Origin of the sequence: Hymenobacter sp. (assembly GCF_036388155.1) — a bacterium.
In the GTDB taxonomy this organism is placed as follows: Bacteria; Bacteroidota; Bacteroidia; order Cytophagales; family Hymenobacteraceae; genus Hymenobacter.
The window spans coordinates 1-12,522 of sequence record NZ_DASVSI010000001.1 but is presented as its reverse complement, the minus strand read 5'-3'; the positions used below and the strand labels follow the sequence as shown (position 1 = coordinate 12,522).

The window sequence follows — 12,522 nt, the reverse complement described above, 5'->3', positions numbered from 1 at the left end:
TAGAACAAAAACCTACGTCCGCTCCGGTACACTGGATTGCTTGGTTGGCATTATAAACGGCATAGTGTTAACAAAAGCAGGGCTATTTAGTTAGCAAAGCCAGTTGATTGTCAACGCCACCGCGCTCATTCAACCAGTCATCATTTCCGTGTTGCGCTTCAGCCGGAAGCATCCCAGCGCCTTGCAGCCGCTGCCTGATGCCCTCACGTCTGCCCATTCAGTAGAGGCACCCGAAGGCGTGGTTTTCCTAAATCTCACCCTGGCTTAGCCCATGCCCCACACCATCATTGCCCTTCATTGCTGGGCTAGCTCGGGCCTCGAATACGAAGTGCTGCGGGCATTGCTGCCGGCCAGCGTTCGGCTCTTGGCGCCTGACTTGCCCGGGTTTGGGGCGCAGGCAGTACCGGCAGGGTTTGACTATTCGGTTCGGGCGTATGCCGACTGGGTGGCCGCGTATGCGCAGCAGCAGCGGGTAGCCGATTTCACCCTCATTGGGCACAGCATGAGCGGAAAAATGGCGCTGGCGTTGGCCGCGCGTCAGCCGGCGGGCCTGAGCCAACTGGTATTGCTCTCGCCCTCGCCACCGCCGGGCGAGCCCATGTCCGACGCTGACCGGGCGGCTTCGCTAGCTGCTCACGGCAAGCCTAAGGAAGCCGCCAAAACGTTCAAGAAAATCACCCGACGCCCTTTGTCTGCCGCCCTGCGCGACCAAGTGATTGCCGACAACCTCCGCAGCAGCTCGGCGGCCTGGGCCAATTGGCTGCTCGAAGGCGCGCGCGAAAACATCTCGGCCCAAATGCCCCGGGTGCAGGTGCCTTGCTGCTTGTTGGTGGGTGAAGGCGACCAAGCCATTACGCCCGCCACGCAACGGCGGCTCACGCTGCCGCTGCTGCCTGCTGGCACGCCGTTCACCGTGGTGCCGGGCGCCGGGCACTTGCTGCCCCTGGAGGCTGCTCCCGATATACAGCGCGTGTTGGCGTAACACACGCCGGCCAGCGGGCGCTTATTCCAGGGCGCGGCCGCGGAAAAGCAGGAAGCCCAAATGCCCGTAAACGCTAAACCGCTCGGCCGAATCATCATAGAAGCGGGCGTGCAGGGCCAGGGGGCCCACCGGCGTTTGAAAAATCAGGCCCGTGCTGGCCGTGAGGCGCGGCCGGTCGAAGCCCGATTTACGGACGGCCACTTGCTGCTCGCCCTGCCGTAGCGGCTGGCCGTTGACGTGAACAAAGGCCTCGGTGCGCCATTCGAGCTTTTTGAGGAAGGGCTGGATGTAGCGAAGGCCCGCCGCGCCGTAGCGCGCCGAACGGTAGCTGTCCAGAAAGAGCGTGCGCGAATCGGGCAGCGGGGCAAAGACGGGAGAAATCGTTTGGGAGGAGCGGAAAGTGGAGAAATCCGGCTGGCTGCTAACCATCAATTCAAGGAAATAGCCCCAGGCGTGCCGCTCCTTCTTAAAGGCAAAGTACTGCTCGGCGGTGGCTCGGAATTGCAGCCAGTCGCGGTGCCGCGAATTGGCCAATTGCTCGGCCGTGGAGCCGGGCGTATAGGTCGCCGAGCCCGATACTCCCCGCAGCGTGTACACGTAGCGGTGCCCGCTGGTAGAATACTGCTTGCGGTTGAGGGTGTTACGGGCCAGGCGCAGGGCCGCCGTGCCACCCCGAAACACCGTGGCGTCGAGTACGTCGCTCGAGTTGATTTCCTTGGAATTTGTGTACTCGTCCTTGGTCACAAACGCCGCCACGTCCAGCAGAATGCGGCTGCGATAGTTGGGGCTGATGCCCAATTGCCCGCCCAATTTGGTGTCCTGCTGCCGCACCTGCGTGTTCAGCACGTTGCGGCCCAGCACCCCGCCCGTGCTCTGGTAGTCCCACTGGTTGTAAGTGACCTCGGGCTCGATGAAAAACGGCAGCCGGGCAGGCACGTTGATGCGGAACGAGCCGTGGGCTCCGTTGTAAAAGCGCCCCAGGCTCACGTCGGCCGAGGCCGTGTAGAGCAGCCGGCGCAGGTACCGGTATTCGACGCCGAAGTACAGGTTGTCGATGGGCCGGTTGCTCAGCACGAAGCCCACTTCGGTGCTCACGTTGTTGTTGCGCTGGGCATCCACGCTGAAAATGTACCCCTGGCGGGCCGCGTCATACCGAATGCGCGGGTAAATGTTCTTGAAAAAGTCATCCGAGGCCAGGCGGTAGTAGCCCTCCTCCAGGTCGTCGAGCGAGTAGTCGCGGCCCGAACGCCGGAAGAAGCGCGCGGCGTACTCGTTCTGCTCGGGCCGCAGGCCGTTCACCCGCACGTCAACAAAGCGGGGCTTCGGCGCGCGGGCCTGGAACGCCTGCCGCCGCTTTTGCAGGTCCACCGAATCGACGCGGCGGCCAATGCGTTGCTTGATTTTCTCCATGTTGCGCAAGGCCGCCGTGTCGCCTTCCGCAATAAATTCCCTGACGCGCTCGAAGTCGCCCACGCCCATGCCGTCCAAATCGGGCTGAATGTAGATGCCGTTGCGGCCCACGCTGCCCGTATCGGCCACGCTGGTGCCCAAGAAAGCCACCGTGCTGCCCAACAAGGCATCGTCGTTTTTGGGGTACTTCTTAAAGGCCACGTCGCCCACATTCACCCCGATGATGATGTCCGGGGCGAAGGTCTTCTTCATGGCGCCGGTTGGGAAGTTGTCGTACACCGCCCCGTCGTAGTAGTACTTGCCGTCGAGGTTGCGAATGGGCCGGAAAGCCAGCGGGAACGACATCGAGTTGCGGATGGCGTCGGCCAGCGAGCCTTGCTTTTGCTCCACCACCGTGCGCGTAAACACCTCCGACGCCATGCACCGGAACGGCACAAACAGCTGGTCGAAGTCGTAGTTGCTGCTGGCCGAGGCCGGCGCCAGCAGGCGGGCCAGCGCCAGGTTCAGGTTCAGGTCGTTCACCAGATTGGTACTGACGCGGGCCTGAAACGTGGAATCGATGGCAATGCCCAGCCGCAGGGCGGACGGCGACGGCTCCGACGTTAAAAAGTTAAAGGTTTTGCTTTCCAGGGGCTTTCCCGAAGTCCACTTCTGGAAATCGTCGCTGAGCACAATCTGCTCGATTTCGTCGGGCGAGTAGCCCGCTGCGTACATGCCGCCAATCACGGCGCCCATGCTGGTGCCCACGATGTAGTCGACGGGAATGCAGTTTTTTTCGAGCTGCCGCAGCACGCCCACGTGGGCCAGCCCCTTGGCGCCGCCGCCGCTCAGTACCAGGCCCACTTTTTGGGCCTGCGCCCCAAACGCCAGCCAACCAAGCAACCCACAAAACACCACGGCACGCAGTAATTTTTCACACATAACAGCAAATAAGAGCGCCTCTTACGCCACGCGCAAGAAGCAAGTTGCTACGGACCGGCTAAGCATTAAGGATGAGAAAGATACAGCCAACTGCCGGCTCACCACTTTTTGAAAATAACGTACACCGCGGCCACCAGCAACCCAAACCCCACCACGTGGTTCCAGCCCAGCTTATCGGTCTTGAAAACGAACACCGCACACAGCGTAAATACCGTGAGCGTAATGACCTCCTGAATCACCTTGAGCTGAAACATGCTGAACGGCCCGCCGTTTTCCACAAACCCCAGCCGGTTGGCCGGCACCTGGAAAAGGTACTCGAACAACGCCAGACCCCAACTCACCATGATGACGCCAAACAGGCCCAGCTTGGTAAACCAAGCCATCTTCTTGAACAAGTGCAGGTGCCCGTACCAGGCAAACGTCATGAACAAATTGGATATGGTGAGCAGCGCCAGGGAATAAAAGCCTTTCATGATGGAAGCAGGGCAAGCGAGAAACGAGACGAAACCAACACTCCCCACCCGGCCAGCGGAGGGGAGTTCAGGACCCTTGAGCTGTGCTTACTCGTCGTGGCCCGGGGCGGTTACGGCGGGCGCGGCGGCGGTTTCTTTCTGCTCGCGCTCCAAGCGCTGCTTTTCGGTTTCGGAGGGCGTGCGGGGCAGCTTGCCGAGGTCGGGCGAGCCCCCGTCGACCCAACACGTGTACCAAAAGTTGCCGATGAGCGCCGCCGCGTAGCGCATTTGGCGTTCCACCTGCCCGTTGAGCTTGGCGTGGTAGGCCCGGCTGAACTCGCGGGAATACGTGCGCACGGTCTGGCTGCCGCGCTGCTCATACCCGAACTTTTGGTCCCCGGCGTACTGAGCCGTCAGTTCTTTTTCGAAGCGCAGCACCGAATCGACGGCGGCGTGCGACCGGATGACGGCGGCCCAAATGGCGTCGCTGGGATTTTCGAGGTACTTGGCCTTGCCCGTAAACAGGTCGTAGTCGGTGCTGAGCAGCTCCGGCAGGCGCGACTCCCATAGCCCGTGAATGCCGCGCTGGCCAGTGAGCTGGCCGTTGTAGTTCTTGGTGGTGTGCAGCGGCACGCAGGCGTCGGCAATGTAGTGGCCCATGTCGGCCGAGAGGCGCAGAATGCGGTCGGTGTCGCGGGCCTGGAAAGCGGCCGTGAGCTGGTTTTTCATCGTCACCACATTCCAGGGCACAATGCCGTGTTGCAGCAAGGAGTCTTCGGTGTAGCGGGCGATGGCGTCGGCGTAGCGCCGGGGCATTTTGTATTCGGCGCTGTCGCCGTAGCGGTCCACGTCGAGGAAATGCTTGGGCGCTTCGCCGGGCACCACCGTACGGCGCGAGTCGGGCCGGGTGGCGTTCACGGTCAGGTACTCAATGTTGGCCTTGTAAAAGCCCACCATGGCCGGCGGCAACGTGTACACCGCCAACCGGTTCAGCAGCCGATGACCGAAAAATCCCCACGCCTGGGCCTGCCGAGCGCACAAGAGCAGCGAGACGCTGCACAACAATAAAATTCCGTATTTTTTCACGCACAAAAGGTACGGCGAATGCCCGCAAAATCAAGCACCTGAATGAACGGTCCGCCCCTTGGTAGCTCTCTGTAGCTGCTACCGCCGCTTGCCGTCGGCCGCAAACCTCATGCGGTAGTCGTGCTTCACGTCGCCCTTGCTGATGCGGGCCAGCTTGCCCTTCAGCAGTTGCTTTTTGAAACCCGACAGTTTGTCGGTGAACAGGATGCCTTCGAGGTGGTCGTACTCGTGCTGAATGATGCGCGCGGCCATGCCCGAGAAAGCTTCTTCGTGCACCTGGCGGTTTTCGTCTTCGTAGCGCAGCACGATGTCGGCGTGGCGGTGCACGAGTTCGCGCACGCCCGGAATGCTCAGGCAGCCTTCTTCAAAACCCCATTCTTCGCCGGTTTCGCTCACCATCACGGGGTTGAGAAAAGCGCGTTTCACGGGCTCCTCCAGCACTTCGTCTTCTTCGCGGTCTTCCTCGTCTACCTCCACCATCGGCCCGGAGTCCATCACAAACAGGCGCACGCCCTTGCCAATCTGTGGCGCGGCCAGGCCCACGCCGTGGGCGTAGTACATGGTTTCGAACATGTCGGCAATCAGCTGCTGCAGTTCGGCGGCGGGCAAGTCGGTGGGGAGGTTCTTGGCTTTGGTTTTCAGCACCGGGTCGCCGATGGCGACAATGGAGTAAATCATTTCTAGTTGTCAGTTATTGGTTATCAGTGGGTCGTTGTTGGTTATTAGTTGTCAGTTGGTCGTTGTCCGCTGTTAGGATTCAAGCCCGTTTCTAAATAAGACTTAATGACAGCGCACGAACAACTAACAACGGACAACGAGCAACTGACAACTGATAACCGATATCTACACTTCCTTCATCAGCGGCGATTCGAGGAAGGACTGCAGAATGATGGCGGCGCTGATGCGGTCGACCGTGGCCTTGTCGCGGCGAGCTTTCTGGCCCAACCCGCCCGCCAGCATGGTGGCGTGGGCCATGCGCGAGGTAAACCGCTCGTCCAGCTCGTGCACGGGCACGTCCGGCAACTCGCGGCGCAGGCGGCGCACCAAGCCCACCACGGCGCTGGTCACGTCGGTGGGCTCGTTGAGCAGCGTGCGCGGCATGCCCACCACCACGGCCCGAAGCGGCTCGCGCTTGTGGTAAGCCAGTACGTACGCCACCAAGTCTTGGCTGTGAATGGTCTCCAGCGGCGAAGCAATCAGGCACAACGGGTCCGTCACGGCCAGGCCCACGCGCTTGTTTCCGTAGTCGATGGCAAGAATGCGGCCCATAAGCCAGAAAGCAGTTGAAGCAAATAGGAGAGGAGCGCCAAAGCGCAGCGCAAAGATACGGCGCCGGCAAGGCCCCAATCCAGCGCAGTAGCCCCGCCATAACCACACCGCCTCAACCTACCGCCATCCTTGACCATTCATCTCACCACGCTCGTCGCGAATCCACTCCATTTCATCGAAAGGATAAAAACGTATTAATGGTAAAATTATAAATTGCAATCGAATTATTTTAGTTATAGGGTAAGTTTATAAATTGTAATATGCCGCTGTAATAGCCCATTATTTAGGCTTTTTATGTAAACTATTGTATTTATAAATGAAATTTAGCCTTTCCGATATTTATTCGCTTTGAACTGAGAAAATTTAAATAGTTTTGAATCTCATTTAACCAGTTGCTATTCATCAACACCTCTATTCGGCCCATGTCTTTCACCCCGCCAGCTGCCCCGGAAACCGGCCAGCCTACTGCCTCGCGGCGGCGGGCGGGACTGCGGCAGGCGTTGCTGTTGACGCTGGCCATGGGGTGCGGAATACTAATAGCCAACAACCCTTTCCGTCCTTCGTCGGACAATCCTGACGGCACGGCCCGGGGCTACCTCCGATTCAAGGAAATTCTGAGTTACGTCGACCGGGACTACGCCGATTCCGTCGACACCGATGCCTTGGCCGACTTCGCCGTGGCGCAGATGCTCGAAAAGCTCGACCCGCATTCGGTGTATATCCCCAACCGTGACCGCGACCGGTCGGACGCTTTCCTGCAAAGCGACTACGACGGCGTGGGCATCGAGTTCAACCTCTTCCGCGACACCATGACCGTGGTGGCCCCCCTCAGCGGTGGCCCTGCCGAGCAAGCCGGCATGCAGCCCGGCGACCAGATTCTGAGCATCGGCGGCAAGCGTACCTCGGGGATGCACCTGAGCAGGGCCCGCTTGTCGGAGCTGCTGCGCGGCCCCCGCGGCAGCAGCATCACCGTGGAGGTGCGTCGGGCCCGCCAGGCCCGGCCGCTCAGCCTGACCATTGCCCGCAGCCGCATTCCCAATACGTCGGTTGACGCGGCTTACCTGGTGGACGACCAGACGGGCTACATCAAAGTGAGCCGTTTTGCTTCGGGCACCTACGAGGAATTCAAGACCGCGCTGGCCGATTTGCGGCGGCAGGGCCTGACCCGCCTCGTGCTGGACCTGCGCGGCAACCCCGGCGGCTACCTCGACCGCGCTACCCGGTTGGCCGACGAGTTCATCGGCGGCTCGCGCAAAATCGTGTACACCGACGGCAAGGGCGAGCAGTACGACTCCCAGACCTATGCCAAAGTAGCCGGCGAATTCGAAGAAGGCGCTTTGGTGGTGCTCGTGGACGAGGGCAGCGCTTCGGCGGCGGAAGTGGTGGCCGGGGCCTTGCAAGACCACGACCGCGCCATTCTGGTGGGGCGCCGCACCTTTGGCAAGGGCCTGGTGCAGCAGCCCATCACCCTGAGCGACGGCGGCGAGCTGCGCCTCACCATTGCGCGCTACTACACGCCCGCTGGCCGCTCCATTCAAAAGCCGTACGGCGCCAATTACGCGGAGTACAGCCGGGAGCTAGCCACCCGCGCCAGCCGCGGCGAATTGGCTTCGGCCGACAGCATTCATTTTGCCAAAGAACTGCGCTTCCGCACCGACCATGGCCGCACGGTGTACGGGGGCGGCGGCATCACGCCGGACGTGTTTGTGCCGCGTGACTCGATGGCCCACTCGGCCTATTTCACCAAAATGCTGAGCCACGGCGTGGCCCGGGCTTTCGCGCTCTCTTTCTACCAAGCCCACAAAGCCGAACTGGAGGGGCTGCGCTTCGAGCAGTTCAATGCCACCTTCCGCATCACCGATGCGCAGTTGGTGGGCCTGGCCGCGCAAGCCAAGCAAGTGGGCCTTGCGAGCGACGTGGCCACCATGCGCCGCTGTGCGCCCCTGCTGCGCAACCAACTCAAGGCCTTCATTGCCCGCAGCGCTTACGGCTCGGTGGCTTACTACACGGTGTTGCGCGAGCAAGACCCCGAATTGCAGCGCGCGCTGCACGCCGTTGGCGACAGCACCGCTCAGCTGGCACTGCTCGGAAAATAAACTCAACTGCTTGACTTACTAAAACAACCTACTGCTTTTTCTCTATTACCGTCCACTTATTGGTCACCACTTTTATCTATTTCCAACACCATTACCCATTATATTATCGATACTGAGTCCCAGTCTGGCAGGTGAGTGCTGGGCTGGGACTTAATTATTGCGGAGCAAGCGCGTTGGGGGCTTGTCCCGAACGGAAACAGGCCAAGCTCGTACCTTCACTGCTCCAACCGCAGGTCAGCGCAGCTATTCCCACCCCCTGATTGTATGGCACACTACCACCGCCTTGGTCAAATTCCGCGCAAGCGCCACACCCAATTCCGCCAGCCTGACGGCTCGCTCTATTCGGAGCAGCTGGTGGGCACGCTGGGTTTTCATGGCGTGTCGTCGCTGCTTTACCACGTGCACCCACCCACCCAGATAAAGCACGTGGGCGAGCCCCGGCCTTACGCGCCCAAGCTGCTGAAAGACCGGCCGCTCCAACCCGAACACCTGCGCACGCTGGCCCAAACCAGCACCGGCGGCGACTACCTGGCCGCCCGCCAGACGCTGCTCGGCAACGCTGACGTGACGATGAGCATTTGCAACCCCACCGAGAAGCAGATGGGGTACTACTACAAAAACGCCCAGGCCGACGAGGTGATTTTCGTGCACGAAGGCCGCGGCGAGCTCTGGAGCCAGATGGGCAAGGTGGCCTTCGAGCCCGGCGACTACGTGGTGGTGCCCCGCACCATCATCCACCAGCTGCACTTTGAGGAAGGCCCCGTCCGCTTGCTCATCATCGAGTCGTTCAGCCCCGTGGAAACCGTGCGGCGCTACCGCAATCACTTCGGCCAGCTGCTGGAACACTCGCCGTACTGCGAGCGCGACATGCGCCCGCCCACCGAACTCATCACCGACGACTTTCCCGAAGGCGACTACCTCGTGCAGGTTAAAAAGGAAGGCTTCCTGCATCAGCTCACCTACGCGCACTGCCCGTTTGATGTGGTGGGTTGGGACGGATACTTCTACCCTTACGCCTTCAGCATTCACGATTTTGAACCCATCACTGGGCGCCTGCACCAGCCGCCGCCCGTGCACCAGACGTTTGAAGGGCACAACTACGTCATTTGCTCCTTCGTGCCGCGCTTGTTCGACTACCATCCGCTGAGCATTCCGGCGCCCTACAACCACGCCAACGTCGACTCAGACGAGGTGCTGTACTACGTGGCTGGCAATTTTATGTCGCGCAAGGGCGTGGACCTGGCTTCGTTTACGTGGCACCCCACGGGGCTGCCGCACGGCCCGCACCCCGGCACCGTGGAAGCCAGCATCGGCAAGAAAGAAACCCACGAGCTGGCCGTGATGGTCGACACGTTCCGGCCGCTTTACCTCACCGAGGCCGCGCTGCCGTATGTGGACGCGCGCTACCCCATGAGCTGGAACCCCGGCTTTGTGCCCGACCCGCCGCGCTCGGCTGACATGATGGACTAGCCCAAGCTTTATTCATTTACGTTCACAACCTCTCTCTTTCAACTATATTCATCCTAACGTATTTTAGACCAATGAAAAAGCTCCTCCTCTTATTGCCCTTGGTGGCCCTGTTCACTTTTGTCGGCTGCAAAAAGATTGACCGACTTCTGACTTTCACGGTGGACGTGATGCAGGAGGTGCAAATTCCGGGCTATGTGGGCGGCGCGCAGCTGGCCCCTGTGACCGTGAGAACCAAGTCGGAAGACTCGTTCCGCAACAACAAAACCACCCGCGATAAGGTGAAAGACGTGTTGCTCGATAAGTTCGTCCTGACCATAACTGAGCCCGCTGGCAGCAACTTCGACTTCCTGCAAAAGCTGGAACTGTATATCAGCACCAACGCCAACAACAAAATTCTGCTGGCGAGCATCGACAACGTGCCCCAGGGCGTCAACACCCTTACGCTCGTGCCCACCAAGGCTAGACTTGACGAATACCTGAAGTCTGAGACCTACGATTTGACGTCGGTGGCCACAACAGTGGGCTTCAATTTCACGACGTTTAAAGTACGTTCCGACGCCACTTTTAAAGTGACGGCCGACCCACTATAGGCTTCCAGGCTACTACAACAAAAAAGCCGCTCCAAAGAGCGGCTTTTTTGTTGTTCAATATGTTGCGGAATGCTATTTAATCACCGCTACCCGGTTGTAGTAATCCATCATGCGGGCAATGTCGGCGGGGCGGGTGTAGTCGAGTCGTTCGGTGGCGACAAACTTGCGCACGGCGTCGGCCCGGCCGCCAAACAGGCGCAGCACCGACGGCTGGTCGGCCTCCAGCACTCGCAACGGCTCGGCCCCGTTGGTGCCCGAGCCCGCTACCAGCGTGCCGACCAGCGGGCGCACGCCCTTTGCGTTCGGCTCTGGCCCCAACGAATACATCCAGGCGAGCACCAAAGGGCCCGCGTCAATGGCCGTCAGTATTTCCACAAACTCGCGGCGGGTGCCGGCAGCGCCTTCCTTTATCAGGCGGGTGCGGAAGCGTCGCAGCGGCATTTCGGCGTCGCCGGCCTCGCCCAGGTCGAAGCCCCGGAGGCCGCCCGCGGGCCAGAGCTGGGTCGAATCGTTGTTGACGGAATCTTGGGCTTCCAGCAGCCGCAGTCCGGCGTGGTAGCGCAGGCCCGGCACGGGGCGGTAGCGGCCGTCGTAAGTGCGCAGGGCCCCAAACTGAAAGGCCCCTTGGCCCATGTAGCCAGCGGGCTGCTGCTTGAGGGCTACGCGGAGGGCTTTGCCCGAAGCGCCGGCGTTGGCTTGCTGGTGCACGGCGCGGGCTTCGGCCAGTTCCCGGTTGGATTGGGCCAACACAGGTTGGCCAATAGCGGCTATAAAAATCGCGAATAAGAAAAACCGTTGCTTCACCTGGTGGGAATAATTGGATAGGGAAAAGGGTGTCAAAAATACGACAGTAATGTCAGTAACTAAGCACCCGTGAGCGCCTTTCCAAGCACCGTGCCACGACCGGTGCCCCCGACTTCAAACAACTGCTATTTCGATGAATGGGCTTGTGCAACGCACGAACGTCGTCGCCATAACCCAAGGTTGGTGGGCCACAACGACGACGTTGGAAAGCAGAAGCAGTAACCCTAGCGGTTGCGGCCGTACTGCTCGTGGCTGCTCACCCAGTCGGAGCTGCTGATGGCGGCGCCCAGGCTCAGCTCGCCGGCCAGCACTACGCCGGCCACGATTTCGGCAAACTTGCGCACGGTGCCGCGGCCCACGCAGCCCAGCATGTGCAGGCACTCGTTTTGGGTGGCAAGGCCCGTGCCGCCGCCGTGGGTGGCCACAATGAGCGAGGGAATGGTGATGCTGATGTACAAATCCCCTTCCTTGGTCACTTCCGAGTACAGAATGCCGGCGCTCGATTCGCTCACGTTGGCCACGTCCTGGCCGGTGGCGATGAACAGGGCCGTGATGCCGTTGGCGGAGTGCGCCCCGTTGTTGTTGGCGCCCGAAATGAACGCGCCCACGTTGCTCACTTGCCCGTGGTAGGCCAGCTGTTCGGGCGTCACGCGCATGCGCTGCTGCAGCACGTCGCGCCTCACCACGGCCTCGGCCACCACGCGCTTGCCGCGGGTGCGCATCACGTTGATTTGCGAGGCTTTTTTGTCGGTCGCAAAGTTCGATTCGAGGTAGAAATGCTCGATTTTGTGGTCTTTGTAGTTCTCCAAAATCCAGGAGCAGGCGGCGAAAGTGGCGCGGCCCACCATGTTCTGCCCGGCCGCGTCGCCGGTGCTGAAGTTGAAGCGCAGATAAGCAAACTTGTTGCTCAGGTAGGTATCGATGTATTGCAGCTTGGCCACGCTCGACGTGCTTTCGGCTTGCGGCCGAATCTGGTCGATGTTTTCCTCTACCCACAGGCCGAAATCGCGCGCCCCGCGGGCGTCCGCAAACACGAAAACCGGGGCCCGCTGCATGGCATCGCCGATGACGGTGCACTTCACGCCGCCGCACAGGTTCAGCACCTGCATGCCGCGGTTGTAGCTCGCCACCAAGGTGCCCTCGGTGGTGGCCATCGGAATCAGGAAATCGCCTTGGGCGTGCTCGCCGTTCATGGTCAGGGGGCCGGCCAGGCCCACCGGAATCTGGGCCACGCCCATGAAGTGCTCGCAGTTGCCCCGCAGCTTGTGGGCATCGAAGGAATAGTGCTTGAGGTGCTGAAATTCTTTGCCCGAAAACTGCTCGGCGAAACGCTGCCGGGCCGCGATGGCCGCTTCGGAATAGTCGTCCTCATCGGAGCGCGGAATGCGGGGCTTGTGGTTGCTCGTGCTCACAATGGCATCTTCCACCTCCACGTGCAAGTC

11 protein-coding genes are annotated in these 12,522 nt (G+C 60.7%); 4 read left to right on the top strand and 7 right to left on the bottom strand.

Annotated features, from left to right (window positions below):
* Positions 1 to 271 precede the first annotated feature (271 nt).
* On the top strand, positions 272 to 982 hold the full coding sequence (locus VF629_RS00055; RefSeq protein ID WP_331056394.1) for an alpha/beta hydrolase: 711 nt from the start codon (positions 272 to 274) through the stop codon (positions 980 to 982).
* A 21-nt stretch (positions 983 to 1,003) separates the two neighbouring features.
* Here VF629_RS00055 and VF629_RS00050 read toward each other — a convergent pair whose 3' ends face one another.
* From VF629_RS00050 to ruvX, 5 genes are all read right to left on the bottom strand, one after another.
* The gene (locus VF629_RS00050) at positions 1,004 to 3,313 is read right to left on the bottom strand and encodes a patatin-like phospholipase family protein (protein ID WP_331056393.1); all 2,310 of its coding nucleotides are present in this window, start codon (positions 3,311 to 3,313) and stop codon (positions 1,004 to 1,006) included.
* A gap of 98 nt (positions 3,314 to 3,411) precedes the next feature.
* Positions 3,412 to 3,786: a DMT family protein gene (locus VF629_RS00045; protein ID WP_331056392.1), complete on the bottom strand. Its 375-nt coding sequence runs from the start codon at positions 3,784 to 3,786 to the stop codon at positions 3,412 to 3,414.
* 87 nt (positions 3,787 to 3,873) lie between these two features.
* A complete protein-coding gene (locus VF629_RS00040) occupies positions 3,874 to 4,851 on the bottom strand; it encodes a zinc dependent phospholipase C family protein (RefSeq protein WP_331056391.1) in 978 nt (325 codons plus the stop codon).
* 78 nt (positions 4,852 to 4,929) lie between these two features.
* Complete coding sequence (gene def / locus VF629_RS00035; protein WP_331056390.1) at positions 4,930 to 5,529, bottom strand: peptide deformylase; 600 nt, start codon at positions 5,527 to 5,529, stop codon at positions 4,930 to 4,932.
* Positions 5,530 to 5,694: 165 nt separating this feature from the next.
* Positions 5,695 to 6,120: a Holliday junction resolvase RuvX gene (gene ruvX / locus VF629_RS00030; RefSeq protein WP_331056389.1), complete on the bottom strand. Its 426-nt coding sequence runs from the start codon at positions 6,118 to 6,120 to the stop codon at positions 5,695 to 5,697.
* Positions 6,121 to 6,542: 422 nt separating this feature from the next.
* On the opposite strand from ruvX, the gene VF629_RS00025 reads away from it, so the two are divergent.
* The 3 genes from VF629_RS00025 (at position 6,543) to VF629_RS00015 (ending at position 10,276) form a co-directional block, all read left to right on the top strand.
* On the top strand, positions 6,543 to 8,216 hold the full coding sequence (locus VF629_RS00025) for a S41 family peptidase (RefSeq protein WP_331056388.1): 1,674 nt from the start codon (positions 6,543 to 6,545) through the stop codon (positions 8,214 to 8,216).
* 264 nt (positions 8,217 to 8,480) lie between these two features.
* Positions 8,481 to 9,686 carry a homogentisate 1,2-dioxygenase gene (locus VF629_RS00020; protein ID WP_331056387.1) on the top strand — a complete coding sequence of 402 codons (1,206 nt, stop codon included), beginning with the start codon at positions 8,481 to 8,483 and terminating at the stop codon, positions 9,684 to 9,686.
* 71 nt (positions 9,687 to 9,757) lie between these two features.
* Positions 9,758 to 10,276, top strand: a complete 519-nt coding sequence (locus VF629_RS00015; protein ID WP_331056386.1) for a hypothetical protein — start codon at positions 9,758 to 9,760, stop codon at positions 10,274 to 10,276.
* Positions 10,277 to 10,348: 72 nt separating this feature from the next.
* Here the strand turns inward: VF629_RS00015 and VF629_RS00010 are convergent, their stop codons facing one another.
* On the bottom strand, positions 10,349 to 11,026 hold the full coding sequence (locus tag VF629_RS00010; RefSeq protein ID WP_331056385.1) for a hypothetical protein: 678 nt from the start codon (positions 11,024 to 11,026) through the stop codon (positions 10,349 to 10,351).
* A gap of 278 nt (positions 11,027 to 11,304) precedes the next feature.
* On the bottom strand, positions 11,305 to 12,522 hold a 1,218-nt coding region (locus tag VF629_RS00005; RefSeq protein ID WP_331056384.1), incomplete at its 5' end, for a hydroxymethylglutaryl-CoA reductase.

Bases quoted from the DNA above. Each gene is read 5' to 3' on its own strand.
- VF629_RS00015 (WP_331056386.1), top strand. From the start codon at position 9,758: ATGAAAAAGCTCCTCCTCTTATTGCCCTTGGTGGCCCTGTTCACTTTT.
- ruvX (WP_331056389.1), bottom strand. From the start codon at position 6,120: ATGGGCCGCATTCTTGCCATCGACTACGGAAACAAGCGCGTGGGCCTG.
- VF629_RS00050 (WP_331056393.1), bottom strand. From the start codon at position 3,313: ATGTGTGAAAAATTACTGCGTGCCGTGGTGTTTTGTGGGTTGCTTGGT.
- def (WP_331056390.1), bottom strand. From the start codon at position 5,529: ATGATTTACTCCATTGTCGCCATCGGCGACCCGGTGCTGAAAACCAAA.
- VF629_RS00020 (WP_331056387.1), top strand. From the start codon at position 8,481: ATGGCACACTACCACCGCCTTGGTCAAATTCCGCGCAAGCGCCACACC.
- VF629_RS00055 (WP_331056394.1), top strand. From the start codon at position 272: ATGCCCCACACCATCATTGCCCTTCATTGCTGGGCTAGCTCGGGCCTC.
- VF629_RS00025 (WP_331056388.1), top strand. From the start codon at position 6,543: ATGTCTTTCACCCCGCCAGCTGCCCCGGAAACCGGCCAGCCTACTGCC.
- VF629_RS00045 (WP_331056392.1), bottom strand. From the start codon at position 3,786: ATGAAAGGCTTTTATTCCCTGGCGCTGCTCACCATATCCAATTTGTTC.